Origin of the sequence: Mesorhizobium sp. AR10 (genome assembly GCF_024746795.1) — a bacterium.
In the GTDB taxonomy this organism is placed as follows: Bacteria; Pseudomonadota; Alphaproteobacteria; order Rhizobiales; family Rhizobiaceae; genus Mesorhizobium.
The window spans coordinates 1,747,465-1,767,802 of record NZ_CP080524.1 but is presented as its reverse complement, the minus strand read 5'-3'; the positions used below and the strand labels follow the sequence as shown (position 1 = coordinate 1,767,802).

Here is a 20,338-nt window from a genome sequence, read left to right as displayed (position 1 = left end):
GCATGATCTTGCGCGGAGCCCAAGCGACCCGTTGCATCATAGTGCGTGTACATGTACGCCCCGCTACCAACACCTCACGTTAGCATATTATTAACCACAGAAGCAAGGCTTGCCCGTGGAATGTATGGACTGGGTGTGTCGCTAACGCCACTTTTGATCGCGGTTCATGTGTAGCGTTGAGGCACAGTGCCACTGCCGCAGGCTCGTTTGCTTGCGATCGAACCGGCGTCGCGGAGCCGTTGGCGGGTTAGGCTGATGGCGTGAGGTCGAACCACCCACAGTGCGCTGCATAGGCACGGGCATCAACGTCCGTGGGACGCGCCATTCCGAGGCGGGTAGTCCTGCTGCTGGCATTTTGCCATCTCGCGCGTGCCAGATGGAGGCCATGCCAGGAGATCTTCAGTATGGGACTCCAGAGAGGGAGTTGGGCGCGCCACTTCCTTCTTACGTAGTGGTAACCAGCAGCGAAATGTTCGTCGAGTTGATCATGGAAGCGGTCATTGTGCACCAAGGGCAATGACATGACATAACTCCCAAGGCCAGCGGCCTGCGCCGTCTGCACAATGTCGGTGCCATACATGTGGAAATGCGGCAGATTCTCGTCGAACCTCAGCCCCTTGCTCTTGCGCATGATGATTATCAATTCGTCATAGCTTTGCACCCGTACCGGCTCGATCGAGACCCTACCGACGATGCTCCCGAGGGAAGTAGCCCAGACCGGACCGAAGCCGACAAAATCCAAGTCGACGCCATAGGCTCCGAGGAGCGCCCAATCCGGATCGTGTTTCGACAAGTCGGCAATGCGGGCGCGCAACAAACCGTCCCAACCCAACGGCAGATAGACATCCTGGTGGGCGAAAACGACGATGTCTGCATCGATGGCGTCGAGCAGACGATTGTAGGCAATTGACGCCGAGGGCGCGCCGGTTTCGACGTGAACGGCAACATGTCCCCCCTCGATCATCGGCGATCGCTTGAGATTGGCGTTGAGGATATCGGCACTGTTGCTGGCAACTGCAACCGCGATGTCAGTCATGAGTCTATTCCTTCGTAATGAGGATGGAGCGTTCGGCGGTGTCGTCTCTTTTAGTGTGCCGTTCATCTGGCAGCGGCAGCGAATTGAGCCGCCAGTTTCTTTGCTTCTGCGTCGACGTCATGACGAGCAAAAACGCGCTCGCGGGCCGCGATGCCCATGACCGCAAGCCGCTCGCGCGGCGTATCAGCCAGCGAAAGGATTGCCGATGCGAGCATCGCACTATCTCCAGCGGGGACGAGCCAACCGCTTGTGCCAGGCAGCGCGAGTTCGGGAATTCCTGCAATGTAGGTCGCGACCACTGGCCGGCCGGCCGCCATGGCCTCTATTATCACCATCGGAAGGCCTTCTGCAAAACTTGGCATGATCAGTGCATGCGCATGGGCCAGTTCGGAGCGGACTCGGTCCTCGTCAACCCATCCGGTGATGGTCACATGCTTACCAAGGCTCCGTGACTGAATCGCCGCTTCAATTTCTTGGCGCAAATCTCCGTCGCCGACAAGCGTGAGATGGGTGTCGGGATGCTTCGGAAGCGCTTTGGCCAGCGCTTCGACAAGCAATATCTGGCCTTTCTGCTCGACGAACCTGCCGATTGCGACCAGCCGGAGTCCTTTGACAGGCAATGGTGCTGGCTCGCGATAGAGCGCTCGCTCGAGGCCACAGTGCACGACCCGGAGTTTTCCCAATCTTCATAGTCGGTCCATCGGTAGAGTTGGCTGCGCCCGAAAGAACTGACCGCCACGGCAAACACGGCTTTGCGGATCTTTTCGTCCAGCCCAATGGCGGCAGGCGCATCAAATTCTTCGGGTCCATGAACGGTGAAGCTGTATGGTGGGCCGCCCAGCGCGCGCACCATCATCGCGACGGTCGTGGCGTTGGTGCCGAAATGCGCATGGACATGATCGACACCCAGTTCCCTACATCGTGAGACGATGTGGCACGCCTCGGCGAAATAGGCCATGCGGTGGATCACGCCGCGCCCGGATCCCCGCTCGCCAGCCTTGGCCAACCGCCACGCCACCATGCTCGGTCGCGGTGCCTTTACAATCGTCGCCAGGGCACGGTAGAGAAGCCGAACCTTCCCGACAGTGAGGATATGTTCAGTGCGGTCATGCTCCACGAGATCGGCCGGATCGACGAGTTGGTCGCGATTGTGACGCATTGCAAATCGGTGTATATCAAATCCGAGTTTCTCCAGGGCATTGATATTGATCTCGCGTCGGATGAAACTGTGGGAGGGCTGCGGATAGGTGTTGACGATGTAGGCGATCTTCAAGTGCCGTCCCCGGTTGGGCCTATGATTGATATCGTTCCGCCATCACGGGCCATGCTGGTTATTCCGCCCTATGACTGACGAGGGACACGGGCAAACTATCTCTGCGGCGGCTGATGAAGACAGCTTGGTGTGCGAAGTTCGCGTATACTTATGAAGCTGATCTGGCAACTCCTGCGCGGAGAGGGTCTGTTCACGCGCGTGATGCGCAGCTCGATGTGGGCGACCTCCGGCTATAGCGCCTCGCAGATTATCCGGCTTGCCTCCAATCTGATTCTGACACGGCTTCTGTTCCCAGAGGCTTTTGGGTTGATGGCGCTCGTGTCGGTCTGCATGACTGGGCTGGCAATGTTCTCCGACCTCGGAATCGGAGCCTCGATCATGCAGAGCAAGCGTGGCGATGATCCGGACTTTCTCAACACTGCCTGGACGGTGCAGGTAGCACGCGGCTTGTGCCTGTGGCTCGCCATGTGCATTCTCGCTTGGCCTGTCGCCAGCTTCTACGGCCAGCCGATTTTGCTGCAGCTATTACCCGTCGCGGGACTGACATTGCTCATCGGCGGGTTCAATCCAACCCGGGTGGAAACTGCCAATCGCCATCTCCAGCTAGGTCGAGTGATCTTGCTCGATCTGATCAGCCAGGTCGTGGGCATCGCCGCAACGATCGGACTCGCATGGGCAACGCAAACGGTTTGGGGACTCGCCATCGGCGGCGTCGTTGGCACCGCAGCTAGGCTGGCTCTTATGCACTGGTTCTTGGCGGGAGCAATCAATCGGTTTCACTGGAAACGGCGTGACGCGCATGAATTGATCCATTTCGGGAAATGGATATTCTTCAGCACCATATTCGGCTTCATGTTGGCGCAAGGAGACAGGGCTATATTGGGCAAGTATATCGACATAGAGATGCTTGGAATCTACAACGTCGGATACTTTCTCGCGAGTGCCCCTCTGCTGCTCGGCGGAGCCGTTACGGGACGTATTCTGATCCCTCTCTACAGGGAACTTCCTTCGATTTTGACGCAGGGAAAGATCGGGCGGATCCGATTGATGCGTTCGGGTCTGACGGGCGGAATACTGTTCCTCCAGTTCGGGATGGCGTTTGCCGGCGTCGCCTTAGTGGGGCTGCTTTACGACCCGCGTTACAGCATTGCGGGACCGATAGCGGTCATCATATCGGTCATCCAGATCCCTCTCATCATCGGATTGACGTACGATCAGGCTGCGCTCGCAGCCGGGGACTCGAAGAATTACTTCTACGCCATCGCAATTCGAGCGGTTGTTCAAACGACGTCCTTCATCATCGGGGCTGAGCTCGCAGGACTACCCGGAGCCATGATCGGACATTGCGTGGCGACTGTCATGCTCCATGCCGTGACCATATGGCTGGCGCGCAAATACAATGTTTGGGACCCGCTTCATGACGCGGCCTATGCGATCGTCGGCATCGTCCTGAGTGGCGCTGTGCTTTACTTGAACCAGAGCAGTATAATTTCGCTCTTCTAAGTGTCTTGGTTGACGTGGGTAGCGAGATGGGTTCAACGACAAGCGGCATTTTTGCGACCGGACGGAAAAAATCGTTCCCGAGAAATTCTTTCCTTGGTGCGCCTTTCGATGACTTGAGATTCGACGAGGTTGTCGAATTGCTTGAAAGTCCTGAGATTGGGGATAAGTTTCGTTATGTAGTTACCCCAAACGTTGACCATGTCGTAAGAATGGATCAGTCGAAGCAGCTTTCTCAGTATTATGATCGAGCTTGGCTTTCCCTCTGTGACAGCAAGCCTATTGCTATTTTATCCCAAGCCCTGTCATTAAACCTGCCTCATGTGACAGGGTGTGACCTCACTGTGGCGCTTTTTAGATCTGTGATTCGCCACTCGGATCATATAGCAATTATCGCCGCTAATGAGCAGATCGTTAGCGATATCCGACGTGCCTTCCCAGAAATCGTGTTCCGGACGCATATACCGCCTTTGAACGTCTCTACAGATATTGAAGCGTTCGAGCGTTATGTAGAATTCGCCAAAGAAGGCCGCGATCGCTTCATTTTCATAGCTATAGGATCACCGCAATCGGAGAGAATTGCGTTCGAGGTTTCAAGAGATCCTAACTCAAGCGGCGTGGGATTGTGTATCGGCGCGGCTCTGGAGTTTTTAGTTGGCACAAAGAAGGGGCACCACTATGGATGCGAAAGGTCGGGCTGGAATGGCTTCGCCGGTTCGCTTCAGAACTCCGCCGCCTTTGGCGATACGCATACTCACTCTTGCCTCTTGTTCGCCTGTTCCTCGAGGAAGTAAGGGGACATTGGGGGCGGCCCTGATACTGGGCTAAGGCTAGTGTGAATAGCAGCGATCATGACGGCGACGGTGCTAAATACAGGTGAATTTGAATGCCGAACACCTTCGCATATTTCATGCTACTGATCTGGCCGGTTGTCATGCTCGCCATGTTCCGTCGTCTTTCGATGGAGCGCGCTCTGATCTGGTCAATTCTTGGTGGATATCTTCTTCTACCCCCGATTGCAGGATTCGACGCGCCGCTGGTTCCTCTCTTGGACAAATTTTCTATACCCAACGTGACCGCTTTCGCAATCTGCACGCTCCTGCTCGGACAAAGAATATCGGTCCTGCCGGTTTCCAGGGTTGGCCGCCTGCTTCTTTTACTTTTCATCGCCACGCCGATCGTCACCGTATTTACCAATACCGAACCCATTCTCTTCGCCGTTGGAGGGCTTCCGGGGCTGCGTATCTATGATTCATTCTCCTCGGCGGCAAGCCATGCCATTACAATTCTTCCGTTCTTTCTCGCGCGCAAGTTGCTCGCCACGGAGCGGGCGCAGCATGAAATTCTCGTCGCACTGGTCGTGGCGGGGCTCGCCTACTCGATCCCGATGTTAATCGAGGTACGGCTCAGCCCGCAGATGAACGTGTGGTTCTACGGATTCTTCCAGCACGGTTTTGACCAAATGATGCGTTATGGAGGTTTCCGTCCGATAGTCTTCCTGGAACACGGACTGTGGGTTGCGTTTTTCGCGCTGATGACATTCGCAGCCGCAGTTGCGCTTTCGCGCCTGCAAAGTCAGGAGAAGCGCTCCCGCTATGTCTTCGTAGCGCTTTACCTCGGCGTGGTACTTGTCCTTTGCAAGAGCGCCGGCCCGTTGATATACGCGCTTGGTCTGATGCCTCTCATCATTTTCGGCGGGCGCAAGCTCCAGATCCGTGTCGCCGCATTACTAGCCTTGGTTGTCGTTGCCTATCCACTCTTGCGCGGCTGGGGTATCGTTCCAGTTGAGGCGATTGTTTCGCTAGTCAGTTCGATTGATACAGAGCGGGCAGGATCGCTTCAATTCCGAATCGACAATGAAGAAATGCTGCTCGCCCACGCAAGGGATAAGGCAATGTTCGGTTGGGGCGCGTGGGAACGCAACTTTGTCTTCGACTATGCAACCGGCTACAAAGTGACGACCGTTGATGGGCGCTGGATCATTGTCATGGGAGTAAATGGATGGTTCGGATACCTGAGCGAATTTGGCCTATTGGCCCTGCCGCTGCTGTTGCTGGCGCGGCAGGCAGGCAGGTTGCCAAAGAACGCTCTGTCTCGATATGCCGGGCCGCTGTCGCTGATCTTTGCAGCTAACCTAGTCGACTTGCTCCCCAATGCGACGTTGGTTCCGTTTACCTGGCTGCTTGGCGGCGCGATGCTCGGATACGCAGAGGCGCTGAAAGCAAGGGGGTCATCCGAGCCCGAACTGCGTCGCAGCCACGGCTTCAGGCGGGCCTCGGCACCTGGGCTGCCCGGTGTTCGATCACTTCGAAGAGCGGGTGATCTGATCTCGTCGTTCACCGCCGCGTTGTTCCTGCGAAACCGCCATTTGGTGACCAGGTGTTGAATCGACGCCCGAGGGTCCTTGTCATCGTAGAGGCGGCAAATCCCGAGTGGGTTAGCGTACCGTTCGTCGGGTGGTCACTGGCCCATGCGCTTAGGGAAGTCACGGACGCCCATATCGCAATGGAAGCCTCGGCGGCTATCCAGACGATGGCTCGGACCACGAGCGCGGACGGGGCATGGATCATCACTCTGGGCCTTTTCGGCTGGGTGGGCTACACTGCCGAATTCGGGCTGACGGCACTGCCCGTGGTAGCGCCCGGGCGCGAGGCGCTGCGGCAGAAGATGGCAGGCGCTTTGCTGGGCGAAGCGGAGCGCCTGGCGCAGACGCGGGCAGAGGCCGGGGCGGACATGGCAAGCGCGCGGCCGCGCGTCAGGTGCACGGTGATCTGATGGCGCTAACGGTGGATATCGGGGTCTTCGCCCATGACGAGGCGGAGGGCATCGCGGCAATGGTCGCCCGCCTCGCCGCGCAGGATGTCCTGCACACGAGCGGACTCGCCGCGCGCGTGCTGATCCTCGCCAACGGCTGCACCGATGGCACTGCAGCGCGCGCGACGGCGGCGGCAGGGCCGGGCATCGAAGTGGTCGATCTGCCCGAGGCCGGCAAGTCACGCACTTGGAACCGTTTCGTGCACGACTTATCCCGCGCCGAAGCCGATGTACTGATCTTTTGCGATGCCGATATAACGTTCAGCACTCCGGACGCGCTGAGCCGGTTGGTCGGCGGTCTTGGCGCGCGTCCCGGGCTTTGGGTGCTGAACAGCCAGCCCCTGAAGGACATTGTTGTTCATCCCGAAGGTTTACGGCTGTTGGACCAGCTGATCGCCGCTGCCGGGGGCGGGCTGGACGATTGGAAGACCGCGGTCTGCGGTTCGCTTTATGTCATGCCCGCTGACCGGGCTCGGCGCTTCCATCTGCCCGCCGGTCTCCCGGTCGAGGATGGTTTTTTGCGCGCCATGGTTCTGACCGATACCCTGACCGCGCCCGAAGATTTCACGCGAATCGACGGGCTGGCCGGGGCGTTCCACATCTACGCGTCTGAACGCACGATCCCGGCACTGATCCGGCACCAGACGCGGATCATCATCGGATCGGCGATCAATGCGGCCTGTTTCGCGGATATTGCCGCTTTGCCAGGTGCCCACCGGGCCGCCGCTCTGGCCGCGGCCGGGGCCGATCCGGACTGGCTGTCGGGCGTGATCCGCGCCCGCTTGCCGCGATTCCCCTACGGCTTTGTGCCTTTCGGTCTTCTGACTAAGAGATTGGCTAGGCTGGCCGCCCGGCCGCGCAATCTGTTGCGCCCCGAACGCGTTGCGGTAGCGCTGATGGGCTTTGGCTTCGATCTGATCGTCTACTTGCGAGCGCAAGGGGCGATGCTGCGAGGTCATGGGGCGGGATTCTGGTAGCGAATTTCGCGGGATGAATATAAAGGCCCAAGATTGGCATCCACATAAGGCCATAGACGCTATCGCTCTGCGCCTCCGACCCTAACGACTGCGCCGCCGAAGACGGCAAGCCTTGATCGTCTGTAGTTGCCCGTGCTTTCCGTTAGCGAAGGTGAGGACCGCCTGCCTTCGTGTGACCAGAAACACGTTCGCACAGTTGGGTTTCGATCTCGTCCAACATCGCATACCGCCGGCGGTACATAGCCCGCTTCCTCGCGGGAATTTCGTCACCTTGCCTGCGACCGGCTTCGACCGGCAACTCGAAAAAGCCATTCCTCCTGTCGATTGCTCCGCGCTCCCACCAGATTTCATCGTAGTCCAGCTATAAGTTGTGGCCGTCCGCCGCGCTCTTTCTCACGTAGGTCGAGCGCATGGAATGGTTGCTGCCAGCGACAGCATAGATGCGCGACACGCCTAGAGACCTGCAGAACACCTTGAATATCTCGATCAGGAATCGCGCGGCCTCATTCCGGAGGACGCTTTCGTGAAGCGCCGATAGCGATCGAGGACGTTATCCTCGGCCCGCCCCTGAAAGCCGCCGATATAGGCTACCCTCTCGCTGCCTTCGCAAGCGAGATTGAAGGCGAGAGAACAGCCGGTCGACATCTTCCCACAGACTAATGACTAGCAACCCTTCATTCAGCAGCCAATGGGGCTGATCGAGCGTGATGCGATACCGCGAACCGATGGAATTCCAGCTGATCAGGTCGGCCACATCGGGGCAGCGGTATCTCAGAGCCCGAGAAAAGTCAGGAGTGGCCATTCGCTGTGCAAGAAGGCGGATGCGCCCTTCTGCGATACGCCATCGACGATGACTGAAAGCCCCCAGACGATGGTCAGGTTAATGGCCTCGATCGCCATGGACGAAAGCGCGAGCGCGATCAGCACGCCACGGAACATCGATATGAAGTGCATGAGAACCGCCACCGGTCCCGTGGTGGGCAGCGGCTGGTAGGGAATGTTAAGCGGCCGGATCAGCGTTTCGAAGGGACGGTAGATCGCATCTGAAATTGACATGGCCACTCGGGTCAAAATCGGAAGGAGGGCGGGACTCAGCTATGCGGGCCGGGATAGGGTCAGCTACCGGCTGCAATCTCAAGTAGAACATCTTGGCCAAAAGTCAGGACATTTGCGACCGTCCGCCGAAAAGATCAAACTTAGGCTTCCCGGTTCTCCGAAAACTCGTGTTGAAAATCGCAGCCTTGGCGGGATCCGCACGATTGCTTCGCCAGTTGGCTTTTGACCCAATGCCGACGGCTGGACACCGGCGAGGAACGATCACTGCGAGTCGGGAACGCTGGTTCCGCTGAATGTCGGCTTTCAAGACACGATATCGCTGCCGGATTGACCGGATCGGGTCAAAAGCGTCGGTTGCGGTCGAAATCTCGAAGCAGCCACCTTATGTGGGTGAGCTATGGACCGATCTTTGAATGAGCAAATTAGCTAAAAGGCGCGCATTGCTGCTGCTCAATCCCAAGGCGCGGCGCGGCCAGGAGCTGATCGCGCCAATTGTGGAGCGGCTGGAGCGAGGCCGGCTTTCCGTCACCGTCGAGACGTTCGAGGCGTTGCCTGAGATCGCTCGTGACATCGTTCGCTTACGCCAAACAGCCGATCTTGTTATTGTGTGCGGTGGCGATGGTTCGGTGTCGTCGGCGGCGATGGCGGTCATGGAAAGCGGCCTGCCGATGGGCATTATTCCTATGGGAACCGCAAATGACCTCGCCCGTACACTCAATATTCCGAGAAATCTTCTGCAGGCCGCCGATGTGATCGCGCGAGGCCGAACCCGGCTGATCGATGTCGGCACGGTCAATGGTCATGCCTTTTTCAACGTCGCGAGTATCGGACTCAGCACTGAATTGGCGCAGGGTCTTGATCCCACTCTGAAGAAGCGTTTCGGCAGACTTGGCTATGCGCTGGCGGCGATGAAAGTGTTGACCCGGGCCATGCGGTTTCACGCGAAGATTACCGAGAAAGGCGCGGCGATCGAAGTCGAAACCTACCAGATCGCGGTTGGAAACGGTCGGCACTATGGCGGCGGCAACGTCGTGGAAGAGACGGCTGAGATCGATGACGGGCATCTCGATCTCTATAGCTTGGAAATGACCAACCTCTGGAAGCTGGCGCTGATGCTCCGCTCGTTCCGTTCTGGAACGCATGGCGCCTGGCGTGAGGTGCGCACGGCCAGGTGCGTCGAGTTCGACATCGAGACGGAGAAGCCGATGCCGGTTAACACCGATGGTGAGATTGTCACCTCGACGCCGGCCCATTTCAAAGTTCACCCAAAGGCGATCTCGGTCTTCGCGCCTCCGACCGTGGGCATTCCACGCCGCACGGAAATGTCTCGTCGAGCAATCGGCGCAGACCTCGAATTGTCGGACGATCATCCCCGGAGTTGACGCCGGGCTGATGCTGGTGCCGCTTTATCTGGGGCCTGTGCCAGACCCGGGAACTTGATGTTGGACACCAGGCGGCTGCCACGCTCGTGACCCGCAATCTGATCACCGCCACAGCCGTGTCCGTGGTCCATACGGCCGCCATGATTGCAAGCGGTGGCGTTATCGCCGTCAATCGATGGCTCGGACCCATGTTCATCTCACACACTGATCCGCACCCGTTGATGCGTAGTGCATTGATCCGGTGTCCCGCCGGCATGGCCGCCAGCCGCGAGCCTGACGCCTGCCGGAAGTTCACTGTCGCCTACAAACGGCCGGTTTCGGATCAGGTTTGTGACATTCAATATGTCGCAAATATTCGCTGAATCTCATTGCGGTCTGTCGTTCGTGCCAGCGCCAGGCCAAGCAGAATCCGCGCCTTCTGTGGCGTCAGATTGTCCGCCGCGATGATTCCAATGGCGCGATGTCTGGCACTGTCCAGAGCGCGGCCGCTTCCGGCACGAGATGATTGCAGCGCCATAACACCCTTCGCGATGGCGTCTTCAAGCGCCGCGACCTCCGCCGGCGTGCCCATTCCCGGCGCGAAGCCGGCAAGCACGATGCCCATCGCACCGGCGTCGGCGAACGCATTTATCGCCGTCCCGTCCGAGCCGGCGTAGCTGTAGGCGATGTCGACGCGCGGCATGTTCTCGATGTCGGCGACGGAGAATTCACTGTCTGCCGTGTGGAGCCTCTCGGGCTTGCGATAGTAGACCACGGCGTCGCCATCGACCTGGCCCAATATGCCAAAGTCCGGGCTCTGAAAGGCGTGCAGGCGGAAAGTCGACCGCTTCGTGACCTCTCGCGCCGCATGGATTTCGTCGTTGAGTACGACCAGCACGCCTCGGCCGCGCGACGCGGGAGCCACCGCAACCCTGATAGCGTTGACCAGGTTTGCCTGTGCGTCTGATGAAAGACCGTTGAGTGGGCGCTGCGACCCGACGACAACCACCGGAATTGTCAGCTTGAGGGTGAGCGACAGACAGTAGGCGGTTTCCTCCAGTGTCGCCGTGCCGTGGCCGATGATGATGCCCGCTGGTTTCGGATCGTCACCGGCCACCTTGGTGCAGAGAAGCACCAGATCCCGCCAGTCGCCGGACCCCACGTCCGTGCTCTCGATGTTCTTGAAACGAACCGGCCTTACCCGAGCCAGATCGTCCAAAGCAGGCAGCACCGCAACGATGTCGTCAGCGTGAAGTCTCTTGTCGTTGTTTCCGTAGTCCAGGACGTCGAATGGATCCTTGCCGATTGACGCGATCGTGCCGCCGGCTCCGATGAAAGCCACCTCGGGTATTGGTTTTGCCATGCGCTATCGTTCTTCCGTCGGATCAGCCGCCGAGTGCGCCCTGCTGCGCAAGACGGCGATATTTCTGGATCACGGTTTGATAGCGCAAAGGATCGGCGAAAAGCGAGACCTCAAAAAGCTCTTCGGCCTCTCCCCGTGACAGAAGTGCCATCTGAACCGCAGCGTCCTTGACGGGCAGTCCCCGCTCGGCAGCGAAGCGGGCCACCGATCCGGCTTTCGGATAATCGAAGACAGCCGCGATTGCGGTGGAAAGCGCAAGCGAACCTTCCGCCGCCGCGCGGCACGTCGCCTCATTGGCGGCTATGCCGGCAATGCATTTCGAAACGAGCAACGGTATCGCCCGGTTGAGCAATACGATCGACTCGGTCACAGCATTCAGGATGATCGACTCCCACACATTGAGGTCGAGTTCGCCCTCGCAGGCACGCGTGACGGTGGCGTCGTTGCCGAGGACGCGAAAATAGACCTGAATGGCCATCTCCGGGATGACCGGGTTGATCTTGCCCGGCATGATTGACGATCCCGGTTGTACGGCAGGCAAGGTGATCTCAGAAAAGCCGGCGCGCGGGCCCGAGGACATGAGACGCAGGTCGTTACACATCTTTGCCATCGACAACGCCAGGGATTTCAATGCGCCAGAAATCGACATCCATTGATCTGCATTCTGCAGTGCGTCGAACAAGTTCTCCTCCGGCTCCAACGTCAGCTGGGTGATACGACTCAGCTCGACGTAGACGGCCGCCTTGTAGCCCGGCAGCGCGCCGAACTCTGTGCCGACCGCGGTGGCCCCCAGCGGCAAGTGAAGACATTTGGCCTTGGCGATTTCCAGGTCCCGCAACGCTCGCTGGAAGTTGTGTCGGTAGCCTGAGATCTGCTGGCCGAGTGTGATCGGCAGCGCATCCTGGAAGCAGGTCCGGGAAAGCTTTATCACGCTTGCGAACTCGACCTCCTTCGCGGCGAGTGCATCAACCAGGCCCGACACTGTGGGTTCGAGCTGCGTCAGTAGCCGGTAAACAGTGATTTTCATCGCCGACGGAATGACGTCATTCGTCGATTGGGCCATGTTCACGTCTGTATTCGGATGGACATGGTCATAACCCTTACGGCCGCTCAGCGCTTCGTTGGCACGGTTTGCAATCACCTCATTCACATTCATGTTCGCGGCCGTGCCGCCGCCACCGTGATAGATGTCGACGGAAAACTGCGAAGCCTCGAAATTGTCCAGCCAATAGTCGCCGGCCTCGATGATCGCCGCCGCGGCCTCTTTGGAAAGCCCCCCAACCGCCAGATTGGCGAGTGCAGCAGCCTGTTTGATCTGAATGATGCTTTCGGTGAAGCCCGGAATGTCGGCGATGGTCTTGCCGGAGATGGCAAAGTTCTCGTGTGCCCGCACCGTCTGGATGCCGTAATAGTGGGTGTTGTCGATGCGGCGGCTGCCGAGCGCATCGGTCTCGATGCGCTCGCCGGCAATGTCTGTCGGCCCGGGCGAAGTCTCGTTCATGTCGATTTCCCTGGTTTGGATGGAGGCGGCCCGCGTCTCTGCCGTTTCAGAGGACCTTGTCCAAAAACTCTATGGTCCGAGGATCCCGGGGATTTTCGAAAAACGCCTTCGGCTCGCCCTGTTCGACGATCACCCCCTTGTCGGTGAAATAGATGCGGTTGGCGGCCTCGCGGGCAAATCGCATCTCATGGGTGACCAGGATGCAGGTCATGCCGTCCTCGGCGACCTTTCTGACGGCACTCAGTACTTCCTTGACCATTTCGGGATCGAGCGCCGCCGTCACCTCGTCGAACAGGATCACTTCGGGCTGCATGCACAGGGCGCGCGCGATCGCCACACGCTGCTGTTGGCCGCCGGAAAGTTCCCCTGGATACGAGAGCGCCTTTTCCGGCAGACGCATCCCAGCGAGAAGATCCTTTGCCCGTTCCTCGACTTGCCTGCGCGGCTCCCCGAGTACCTGGATCGGCGCCATTGCAACGTTCTCCAACACGGTCTTGTGCGGGAACAGGTTGTACTGCTGGAACACCATGCCGACGCGATGCCTCAGCGCCACCTTGTCCACCTTGGGATCGGTGACCGTGATGTCGCCGACGGTGATCACACCGTGATCCACTGATGTCAGGCCGTTGATCGTCCGCAGGATCGTCGACTTGCCGGAGCCCGACGGTCCAATGATCGCCACCACCTCGCCCTTGGCGACGTTGAGGTCGACTCCACGCAGCACCTCAATGCTGCCGAAGGCCTTGCGCACGCCTCTCAAGGAGACAAGTGCGCCATCTTGGGTTACCGATCGCATGAAAACCTCACACAGTTTGGAAGCGGCGCTCGAGCGCGGCGCTGACGCGGGAAATCGGATAGGCGTAGAGAAAGAACATTGTGAGCAAGGTGAGGTACATCGGGATCAGAAACCCGGGCTGCACCTCGGACTGCACCGCCGCCTGGGTGCGGGCCAGAGCTTCGTCGACGCCGACGATCGACGCCAGCGGCGTTGCCGTGATGAGCAGCGCGTAAAGGTTCATCCACGGCGGCAGCATGCGCGTAACGCATTGCGGCAGGATGATGCGAAACAGGGTGACCGTCCTGGAATAGCCGAGCGCTTCGGCCGCCTCCCACTGCCCCTTTGGGATCGAGCCGATCGCGCCGCGCACGATCTCGGAAAAATTCGCCGCAACCGGCACGCTGAAGCCGAGCGTCGCGCGCAGCCAGCTTGGCACGTTGTAAGTGACGCCGGACACGGTAAACGAATATGGCATCAGGAAGATGCAGTAGAACAGGAGCACCAGCCAGGGCGCGTTGCGAAACAGCTGGGTGGCAAGGCGGGAGATCCTGCCGATCAGCCGGACATGCGATATCTGCCCGAACCCCAGGAATACGCCCGCCGCCGTGCCGAGCGTGATTGCCAGAATGCTCATCAGGATGTTGAGGGCGAAGCCCCATAGCACGAAGGGCAGCCAGCGAAAGATATCGGCAAAGATCGTGGTTTCTGACATCGGGGTAATCCGTTCAGTTCGCGCCGAAGCCGGGCAGGCGCATCGCCGCCTGCACGCGGCCGATGATCCACACCACGATGCCAGTGAGCAGCAGATAGATGGCCAGCATGACGTTCATCATCTCGAATGTATTGAGGGAGTCCGACCAGATCTGGTTGGACACGTAGAGCAGTTCCGCCACGCCGATCGCGTAGGCCACGGTCGTCGACTTGGTGAGGTCGACCAGATTGTTGGCAAGCGATGCAAAAGAGAAGCGCAACCCCAGCGGCACGACGACGTAGCGAAACGCCTTGAAGCGCGAATAGCCAAGCGCTAGCGCCGCTTCCTCATACGAGTTGTGCACCGCACCGAGACCGGAGCGGAACGTCTCGATGTTGAAGGCACCGGCATAGAGGGAGAGCGCGATCACCGCCCAGGTGAAATTGCCGATCAGGGGCACCGGCAGGCCGATGGCGTTCTGGCCGACAGGCATCAGGCTGCCAACCGCGAAATAGAAGAAATACATCTGCACGAGCAAGGGCGTGTTGCGGATGAGCGCCACATAAGCACGGACAAGCATGGCCGCCGGACCGCGTGATAGCGCCAGCACGGCTGCGCCGCCGCCGCCGATCAGGATGCTGAAAAACGTGCAGATGACGATCAAAGCGCAAGTCGTCATGAGCCCCGTCACGAAGCGCTCGAAATCGAAGGCGTCGTAGAGGATCGTCAGGTTGATGCCTGACGCCTTTAGATCGAGCGCATATTGACGAAACATTTCGAGCATTGTCCGCTCCCCTGGAGAGGTGTCCGGTTCCTCCCGTGGGGAACCGGACGCTTGATCAGAGCACGACGCCGAGAGGTGGAGTTATGTCTTCGGATCGCTCATGCTCGACCGGCACGGATGGCCGTCTCACTCCGCCGGCAGGTGGTCCTTCAGCGCCTCGTGCATTTTGCGCAGATATGCGGATTCGGCGATGCCATTGGCCTTCTCCAGTTCGAGAAGCTTGCCCGAGCGATGCCAGTTGGCGATGGCGCCGGAGACCAGCACGCCCCAGGGCTTATCGAGATCGTTCAGCCGGACGGCGATGCCCCACGGTGCGTCATCTTGGGTCGGCAGCGACATGTGATAGTCCGCCCATTTTGGGTCGGCGAGCATCACGTTGATCATATTGTCATCGGACAGGACGCCGATGCAGCGGCCCTGTTGGAACGCGCTGTCGACTTCCGCGGTGCCGGCGAAGGCCAAGAGTTCAATCTTGAACTTTTCCTGCGCGGGCTTGTTGTACCAGGCTCCCTGGATTGCGCAGATGGTCTGGCCAGCCACCTCTTCCCACTTCGTCGCCGTCACCTTTTTCGGCAGGAGAACGTTGTAGCCGGACGAGTAGTAGTTCGGGTGTACGAAGCCCACCACTCGCCGGCGTTCGGCGTTGTCGGTGGCCGAGGCAATCATCAGGTCGATCTGTCCCTGGGCGAGGAATTCGAAGCGGTTGGCCGAGTTGACCTTCACGATTTCGACCTTGGCGCCGAGGAGTTCGCCGAGCGCGTTGGCGAGGTCAACTTCCATGCCGGCGAAGCTGCCGTCGGGAGCCCGATACGACCAAGGTTTATAGTCGTCCTTGGTCCCGACTTTCAGCACCTTGGCCGCCTCCACCTTGCACAAGGTATCGTCACCGCAGTCGAGAGTCTGGGCGCGAGCTCCAGCCACCCCAAGGCCAATCGCAAGTCCGAAAGCAAGTGTCTTCAAAACGCGCATTTTCATCTCCGTTGAGAGTGTTCCATTATCTCGCGCTTCCGCGAAGCCACGGCTTCGAGGGCGCTTTCTTGCTCTGTTTATTGTTGAGAGGCCTTCGCTCGATTCCGGCAGCGGCCTTCGCAATAGGGATGCAGCTTTGGGCGCTTCGCTGCAATTGATTTTTGGCATAAGAAGAGAGATTAATGCCAAATATGACTTTGGATTATGATGATGATAAAGCAGATGAAGGGCAGCCTAGACCTCAGGACGCTTGAAATCGTGGCTGCCGTGATCCACACCGGCAGCATGAGCGCGGCCGGATCGCGCTTTGGCCTGACCCAATCAGCCGTGTCCCAGGCTGTTCGCCGAGCCGAGAAGGAAATCGGCGCGACGCTCCTGCATCGCGACCGGCGGCCCCTCCTCCCTACCCATGCCGGCAGCGTACTGGCAGGTCAGGCCGAGGAAGTCATGCAGCGGGTCAACCGGGTGGTCGAGACAGTGCGGGCCGCCGCCGCAATGCCGGAGCGCCTGGACCTGCGCCTGGGCCTCGTCGACTCTTTCGCGGGCACGATCGGCGCCTATCTCGTCAAGGAACTGGTGGACGGCGCACTCGCGCTGCGATTGACCGCCTGGTCAGGACTGGCCTTCTCCCACACAGAGGCGCTCATGCGTCGCGCTATCGACGCAGCCGTCACCTCGGACCCGATGGAGGGTCTCGACGACATCCTCCGCTACCCGCTGTTTCGGGAGCCCTATCTGCTGCTCGTCCCGAAAGACGTTGGTCCATATTGCAAAGACCAAGACCTACGCGAAATATTCTCCCGTCATCATCTCATACGCCACAGCGCGCGGTCGCATAGCGGCGCGCATGTCGACCGGCATTTGCGCAGGCTTGGGCTGGAGCCGCCACGCATGCTCGAGTTCGACACCTCGGACTCGCTTTTGGCAATGGTGGCGACCGGGGTTGGCGTCGCCATCACAACGCCGCTTTGCCTGCTTCAAGGAGTTGCCTATGCCAACGGCGTCGAAGTGTTACCCCTGCCTGGCCCGGGATTTTCCCGCCAACTGACATTCGTTACCCGTCGGGAGGAGTTCGGGACGCTGGGCCCCCGCATTGCCGAACTTGCCCGCAACCTCGTCAGAGTGCGCGCGTTGCCGCAGTTCGTGAAGCTGGCGCCTTGGATCGAACCCAGGCTCGACTGGATGATGTCAGGCGTCGAACCTGGTTCCTGACAGCATCGGTTTGCATTGCCGAATACGGCGAAGGTCTGCCACCTGGCCGAGCTCTCTCATCTGGGTTTCTGCCCCGGTCACCAGGCAACCCCAATGACCGTGGCCGCTGGACAGTTCGTCTGAAGCCGTGGCTCAAGGTGCCTTCTGGTCGGCTTCGTCACGACTTTTCAACATTGCCCTCCACCTCAACGTCTCCTGGGCGCCTAATCCGACAGCTGAGTGGGGTAGCACTCCGTACGCCATTGGGTGACCTCCCTGGAGGAAAGGCGGATGGGATCGTGCAAAAGGAGTTGATCCCGCTCATGCCGTACGCGTGATACTGACTGCGCTGGAATTTGCTCTGAGCGCGAGACCCCAGAGCTGGCATCGGCATTTAGCGTAAAGGCACAGTTGTAATGAGAAAAGGCAACAATCATCCAATCTATGCTCAGACTATTCTTTGTGGAATTGATCTCTTGGTATTTCGAGACATCCTATGAAAGGGATCATCCTGGCAGGGGGAAATGGTCTCGATTTCGAAGCAACTGCTACCGAAATTTGACAAGCCGATGATCTACTATCCTCTCGGGGCGCTAATGCTCGTAGGCATCCGAGACATCCTAGGCGTCGCGACACCGCGCGACCTCGAGCGGGCCCCAGCGCGCCAAAGGCGTACGGCGTGGCCTCGTCGCGGCTCGATACGTCGAAGATCATTCAGCAGTTCGGCACCCAACCTACAGATTGGCGGACGAACGTCGCAGTTGTCATCGATCGGTTGGAAGATCGGTCGAACCTGCGGCCGTGCGATAGCGGAGAAGCCAAGGAGCGAAACGCAATGCTCATGAGGAATGCCGTCGAACCGCGCAGTTACCGCGAGGCCATGAGCCTTTTCGCGGGAGCAGTCCAAATCTTGACGACCGACGGAAGCGCCGGCCGGCGCGGCGCTACGGTGATTGCGGCCTGCTCGGTTTCCGACGAGCCGCCGACCGTACTGGTTTGCCTCAGCCGCAAGAGCGCCAGGAACGATCTGTTCGCGGCAAACGGTGTCTTCGCCCTAAACACACTCGGTGCTCCGCATGCCGATCTCGCTCATGCCTTTTCCGGCATGACCGATCTCGATCAGCAGCAGCGATTTGCCTTTGGCACCTGGACGACTCTCGCCAGCGGCGCGCCGGTCTTGGAAGATGCAATTTCCACCTTCGACTGCGAGGTGACGGAAACCCGGGAGGTCGCGACACACCGGGTGCTGTTCGGCCGTGTCATTGGCCTTCGCTTTCGCCATGCCGACGGACTGGACCCGCTGATCTATCACAAGCGCGGCTACCACGTGCTCTGATCCGCTCGGCGACGTGCCGACGCGGTTTGCCGTTGGGTCACGCTTGCAAGCGCTGAGAATCCGACGGCGAGCGCAATCGCCGCCAATAGGGCAGATCGAGGCGGATTGAACGGCGAAGAATGAAGTGCCCGACGCCGCGGAGCGGCAATTCGGACCTCAACAGCGAGTGAGTGATCACGAAGCCGCTGATCACGAAAAGATTGCCACTCCCGCCTCACCCATCACGACGATCGACAGCACATCGGTCGGCACAATATCGATATGAGACCCACGCAACGCGTGAAACAGGCAAACTGCCATCGCGGCGATCCTGCGGAGTCCATCTATGAAGGTGGAGCGACTCTGCATGGCTTCCAATGTGAAATGAGCCACAAGCCCGACAAGGGCTGTTCGTCTGGTCTAGTACAAAAGTTTCGGCCATTCTTGATCGATTTCCGGCCACGGCAGCATCGAAGATGCTGTTGTCACGCAGAATTCAGACGCCGGCCTGCCTATTGGCTGTTTGCGAGCGTGTCGGAAACGCGCGCCTGGAGTGCCATCACAAGAGCCGATTGCCGAATATGCCCGGCAGATCCTCGCCGCGACGAAGCGATGACAGGAACCACCAAAGAAAATTTCACACGCCTTTCGGCTGCGCGGCGTACAATTGATCTACGCCTTTTGGATAAAATTCGATGCAAGTTTGCCTGATCCAATAGCAGATTGCTGACAAAAACGCGGGATACCCACACAGATCTAAACCTTTCTTGCTATTTCGCATCACCCGCGAAAGTTGTAGTCCTGTATGAAGAAGGGGTTACATAGGACGGTTAAACCAAGAAAAAGCGTGAAACGAGTTTGGTGTATTGCCCCTCAGGGTCACACTGACCCGCAATACTTACAACTGGATTAGGGGAGTAGCGACCTGGTGCAGGTCGCGCAAATAAGGGGTAGGCAAGTATGGACACGCAACATTCATATGAAAATGGGGAGTCACTTTCTAGAATCACAGACAGGGGCAATCCGGAGACAGCTCCACCAGCGGTGGGCGAAAAGAGTCTCGTGATCGTCAATAGCAAACCCTTGGATCGGGAATGTCTCGCGCAGGCCTTGATAAGACACAGACTCGGCCTGAGTGTTCTGAACTGCGCGTCAATCGAGCAATGGCGATCGGTCCAGGATCAGCATCCGCCGCTCGGCGCGGTCCTTTACAATCTCGGGAACCGAAAGGTCACAGAGACCGAGGAGACCAACAAAATCGTCAAGCTCACTGCCGAACTCGGCAAAGTCCCGGTAGTGATCCTCGCGGATTCCGATGACTTCATACAGGTCCTCAAAGCCTTGGAGATTGGAGCCAGGGGCTACATCCTGACCTCGGTCGACATCAACGTTTGTGTGGAAGCGCTGGAACTGGCTGTTGTAGGCGGGGTTTTCATCCCAGCAAGCAGCATCCTGGCAGTCAAGCATCTGATCGAAACTGGATCTTCCAAGACGCGGGAACTGAGCGACATGTTCACCCCGCGCCAGACGGAGGTGGTCACGGCGCTTCGAAAAGGAAAGGCGAACAAGATTATCGCCTACGAACTTCAACTTCGGGAAAGCACCGTAAAGGTTCATATTCGAAATATTATGAAAAAACTAAGGGCCACGAATAGAACGGAGGTCGTCTACAAGATGAATGACTTCTATCCTGCCGAAAATATGAATACCGGGGTAGATTTGTCCTGAT

General features: G+C 58.8%; 20 protein-coding genes and 3 pseudogenes. 12 read left to right on the top strand and 11 right to left on the bottom strand.

The annotated features are described in order from the left end of the window. Window positions 1–247 precede the first annotated feature (247 nt). On the bottom strand, window positions 248–1,036 hold the full coding sequence (locus LHFGNBLO_RS12050) for a hypothetical protein (RefSeq protein ID WP_258607321.1): 789 nt from the start codon (window positions 1,034–1,036) through the stop codon (window positions 248–250). Window positions 1,037–1,098: 62 nt separating this feature from the next. After that, window positions 1,099–1,701, bottom strand: coding sequence for a glycosyltransferase (locus tag LHFGNBLO_RS12045; protein WP_258609693.1), 603 nt, complete (start codon window positions 1,699–1,701; stop codon window positions 1,099–1,101). A gap of 266 nt (window positions 1,702–1,967) precedes the next feature. Here LHFGNBLO_RS12045 and LHFGNBLO_RS12040 point away from each other — a divergent pair, with 266 nt between their 5' ends. The 6 genes and pseudogenes from LHFGNBLO_RS12040 (at window position 1,968) to LHFGNBLO_RS12010 (ending at window position 7,600) form a co-directional block, all read left to right on the top strand. Then, a complete protein-coding gene (locus LHFGNBLO_RS12040; protein ID WP_258607319.1) occupies window positions 1,968–2,387 on the top strand; it encodes a hypothetical protein in 420 nt (139 codons plus the stop codon). A gap of 72 nt (window positions 2,388–2,459) precedes the next feature. Next, entirely contained in the window at window positions 2,460–3,812 is a 1,353-nt protein-coding gene (locus LHFGNBLO_RS12035; protein ID WP_258607317.1) for an oligosaccharide flippase family protein, read from the top strand. Window positions 3,813–3,838: 26 nt separating this feature from the next. Then, window positions 3,839–4,626: pseudogene (locus LHFGNBLO_RS12030) on the top strand (WecB/TagA/CpsF family glycosyltransferase). Between the two features lie 69 nt (window positions 4,627–4,695). Further along, window positions 4,696–6,195 carry a hypothetical protein gene (locus LHFGNBLO_RS12020; RefSeq protein WP_258607313.1) on the top strand — a complete coding sequence of 500 codons (1,500 nt, stop codon included), beginning with the start codon at window positions 4,696–4,698 and terminating at the stop codon, window positions 6,193–6,195. Then, complete coding sequence (locus LHFGNBLO_RS12015; protein WP_258607311.1) at window positions 6,192–6,584, top strand: hypothetical protein; 393 nt, start codon at window positions 6,192–6,194, stop codon at window positions 6,582–6,584. Before LHFGNBLO_RS12020 ends, LHFGNBLO_RS12015 begins: the two co-directional genes overlap by 4 nt. Next, window positions 6,584–7,600, top strand: a complete 1,017-nt coding sequence (locus LHFGNBLO_RS12010) for a glycosyltransferase (RefSeq protein WP_258607309.1) — start codon at window positions 6,584–6,586, stop codon at window positions 7,598–7,600. The genes LHFGNBLO_RS12015 and LHFGNBLO_RS12010 overlap by 1 nt, the downstream gene beginning before the upstream one ends. 142 nt (window positions 7,601–7,742) lie before the next feature. Here LHFGNBLO_RS12010 and LHFGNBLO_RS33635 read toward each other — a convergent pair whose 3' ends face one another. The 3 genes and pseudogenes from LHFGNBLO_RS33635 to LHFGNBLO_RS12005 form a co-directional block, all read right to left on the bottom strand. Further along, the gene (locus LHFGNBLO_RS33635; RefSeq protein ID WP_413774718.1) at window positions 7,743–7,946 is read right to left on the bottom strand and encodes a DUF535 family protein; all 204 of its coding nucleotides are present in this window, start codon (window positions 7,944–7,946) and stop codon (window positions 7,743–7,745) included. 140 nt (window positions 7,947–8,086) lie between these two features. Then, window positions 8,087–8,245, bottom strand: coding sequence for a DUF535 family protein (locus LHFGNBLO_RS33630; RefSeq protein ID WP_413774677.1), 159 nt, complete (start codon window positions 8,243–8,245; stop codon window positions 8,087–8,089). Between the two features lie 129 nt (window positions 8,246–8,374). Then, window positions 8,375–8,656 (bottom strand): annotated as a pseudogene (locus LHFGNBLO_RS12005) (ABC transporter ATP-binding protein); the annotation flags it as partial. Window positions 8,657–9,069: 413 nt separating this feature from the next. On the opposite strand from LHFGNBLO_RS12005, the gene LHFGNBLO_RS12000 reads away from it, so the two are divergent. Further along, a complete protein-coding gene (locus LHFGNBLO_RS12000) occupies window positions 9,070–10,038 on the top strand; it encodes a lipid kinase (RefSeq protein WP_258607308.1) in 969 nt (322 codons plus the stop codon). 86 nt (window positions 10,039–10,124) lie between these two features. After that, the gene (locus LHFGNBLO_RS11995; protein ID WP_258607306.1) at window positions 10,125–10,400 is read left to right on the top strand and encodes a hypothetical protein; all 276 of its coding nucleotides are present in this window, start codon (window positions 10,125–10,127) and stop codon (window positions 10,398–10,400) included. Here the strand turns inward: LHFGNBLO_RS11995 and LHFGNBLO_RS11990 are convergent. The 6 genes from LHFGNBLO_RS11990 to LHFGNBLO_RS11965 all read right to left on the bottom strand — a co-directional run bounded on the left by LHFGNBLO_RS11990 (window position 10,376) and on the right by LHFGNBLO_RS11965 (window position 16,271). After that, complete coding sequence (locus tag LHFGNBLO_RS11990; RefSeq protein ID WP_258607304.1) at window positions 10,376–11,380, bottom strand: asparaginase; 1,005 nt, start codon at window positions 11,378–11,380, stop codon at window positions 10,376–10,378. The genes LHFGNBLO_RS11995 and LHFGNBLO_RS11990 overlap by 25 nt on opposite strands. A gap of 22 nt (window positions 11,381–11,402) precedes the next feature. Continuing rightward, entirely contained in the window at window positions 11,403–12,881 is a 1,479-nt protein-coding gene (locus LHFGNBLO_RS11985; protein WP_258607302.1) for an aspartate ammonia-lyase, read from the bottom strand. Window positions 12,882–12,927: 46 nt separating this feature from the next. Then, window positions 12,928–13,677 carry an amino acid ABC transporter ATP-binding protein gene (locus LHFGNBLO_RS11980; protein WP_258607293.1) on the bottom strand — a complete coding sequence of 250 codons (750 nt, stop codon included), beginning with the start codon at window positions 13,675–13,677 and terminating at the stop codon, window positions 12,928–12,930. Between the two features lie 7 nt (window positions 13,678–13,684). Further along, window positions 13,685–14,371, bottom strand: a complete 687-nt coding sequence (locus tag LHFGNBLO_RS11975) for an amino acid ABC transporter permease (RefSeq protein ID WP_258607291.1) — start codon at window positions 14,369–14,371, stop codon at window positions 13,685–13,687. 13 nt (window positions 14,372–14,384) lie between these two features. Next, the gene (locus LHFGNBLO_RS11970) at window positions 14,385–15,134 is read right to left on the bottom strand and encodes an amino acid ABC transporter permease (protein WP_258607289.1); all 750 of its coding nucleotides are present in this window, start codon (window positions 15,132–15,134) and stop codon (window positions 14,385–14,387) included. Between the two features lie 126 nt (window positions 15,135–15,260). After that, window positions 15,261–16,271 (bottom strand): transporter substrate-binding domain-containing protein, encoded by a 1,011-nt coding sequence (locus LHFGNBLO_RS11965; protein WP_258607287.1) that lies wholly within the window; start codon window positions 16,269–16,271, stop codon window positions 15,261–15,263. Window positions 16,272–16,307: 36 nt separating this feature from the next. Here LHFGNBLO_RS11965 and LHFGNBLO_RS11960 point away from each other — a divergent pair, with 36 nt between their 5' ends. From LHFGNBLO_RS11960 to LHFGNBLO_RS11945, 4 genes and pseudogenes are all read left to right on the top strand, one after another. Beyond that, on the top strand, window positions 16,308–17,315 hold the full coding sequence (locus LHFGNBLO_RS11960) for a LysR family transcriptional regulator (protein WP_258607285.1): 1,008 nt from the start codon (window positions 16,308–16,310) through the stop codon (window positions 17,313–17,315). A 475-nt stretch (window positions 17,316–17,790) separates the two neighbouring features. Next, a pseudogene (locus LHFGNBLO_RS11955) lies at window positions 17,791–17,947 on the top strand (sugar phosphate nucleotidyltransferase); the annotation flags it as partial. 182 nt (window positions 17,948–18,129) lie between these two features. Continuing rightward, window positions 18,130–18,630: a flavin reductase gene (locus tag LHFGNBLO_RS11950; RefSeq protein ID WP_258607283.1), complete on the top strand. Its 501-nt coding sequence runs from the start codon at window positions 18,130–18,132 to the stop codon at window positions 18,628–18,630. 939 nt (window positions 18,631–19,569) lie between these two features. Further along, the gene (locus tag LHFGNBLO_RS11945) at window positions 19,570–20,337 is read left to right on the top strand and encodes a LuxR C-terminal-related transcriptional regulator (RefSeq protein WP_258607274.1); all 768 of its coding nucleotides are present in this window, start codon (window positions 19,570–19,572) and stop codon (window positions 20,335–20,337) included. Window position 20,338 lies beyond the last annotated feature (1 nt).

Excerpts from the sequence above, each read along its gene's own strand:
- LHFGNBLO_RS12050 (WP_258607321.1), bottom strand. The coding sequence starts at position 1,036 with ATGACTGACATCGCGGTTGCAGTTGCCAGCAACAGTGCCGATATCCTC.
- LHFGNBLO_RS12035 (WP_258607317.1), top strand. The coding sequence starts at position 2,460 with ATGAAGCTGATCTGGCAACTCCTGCGCGGAGAGGGTCTGTTCACGCGC.
- LHFGNBLO_RS12020 (WP_258607313.1), top strand. The coding sequence starts at position 4,696 with ATGCCGAACACCTTCGCATATTTCATGCTACTGATCTGGCCGGTTGTC.
- LHFGNBLO_RS12010 (WP_258607309.1), top strand. The coding sequence starts at position 6,584 with ATGGCGCTAACGGTGGATATCGGGGTCTTCGCCCATGACGAGGCGGAG.
- LHFGNBLO_RS33630 (WP_413774677.1), bottom strand. The coding sequence starts at position 8,245 with ATGTCGACCGGCTGTTCTCTCGCCTTCAATCTCGCTTGCGAAGGCAGC.
- LHFGNBLO_RS12000 (WP_258607308.1), top strand. The coding sequence starts at position 9,070 with ATGAGCAAATTAGCTAAAAGGCGCGCATTGCTGCTGCTCAATCCCAAG.
- LHFGNBLO_RS11990 (WP_258607304.1), bottom strand. The coding sequence starts at position 11,380 with ATGGCAAAACCAATACCCGAGGTGGCTTTCATCGGAGCCGGCGGCACG.
- LHFGNBLO_RS11985 (WP_258607302.1), bottom strand. The coding sequence starts at position 12,881 with ATGAACGAGACTTCGCCCGGGCCGACAGACATTGCCGGCGAGCGCATC.
- LHFGNBLO_RS11980 (WP_258607293.1), bottom strand. The coding sequence starts at position 13,677 with ATGCGATCGGTAACCCAAGATGGCGCACTTGTCTCCTTGAGAGGCGTG.
- LHFGNBLO_RS11975 (WP_258607291.1), bottom strand. The coding sequence starts at position 14,371 with ATGTCAGAAACCACGATCTTTGCCGATATCTTTCGCTGGCTGCCCTTC.
- LHFGNBLO_RS11970 (WP_258607289.1), bottom strand. The coding sequence starts at position 15,134 with ATGCTCGAAATGTTTCGTCAATATGCGCTCGATCTAAAGGCGTCAGGC.
- LHFGNBLO_RS11965 (WP_258607287.1), bottom strand. The coding sequence starts at position 16,271 with ATGCCAAAAATCAATTGCAGCGAAGCGCCCAAAGCTGCATCCCTATTG.
- LHFGNBLO_RS11960 (WP_258607285.1), top strand. The coding sequence starts at position 16,308 with ATGATGATGATAAAGCAGATGAAGGGCAGCCTAGACCTCAGGACGCTT.
- LHFGNBLO_RS11950 (WP_258607283.1), top strand. The coding sequence starts at position 18,130 with ATGCTCATGAGGAATGCCGTCGAACCGCGCAGTTACCGCGAGGCCATG.
- LHFGNBLO_RS11945 (WP_258607274.1), top strand. The coding sequence starts at position 19,570 with ATGGACACGCAACATTCATATGAAAATGGGGAGTCACTTTCTAGAATC.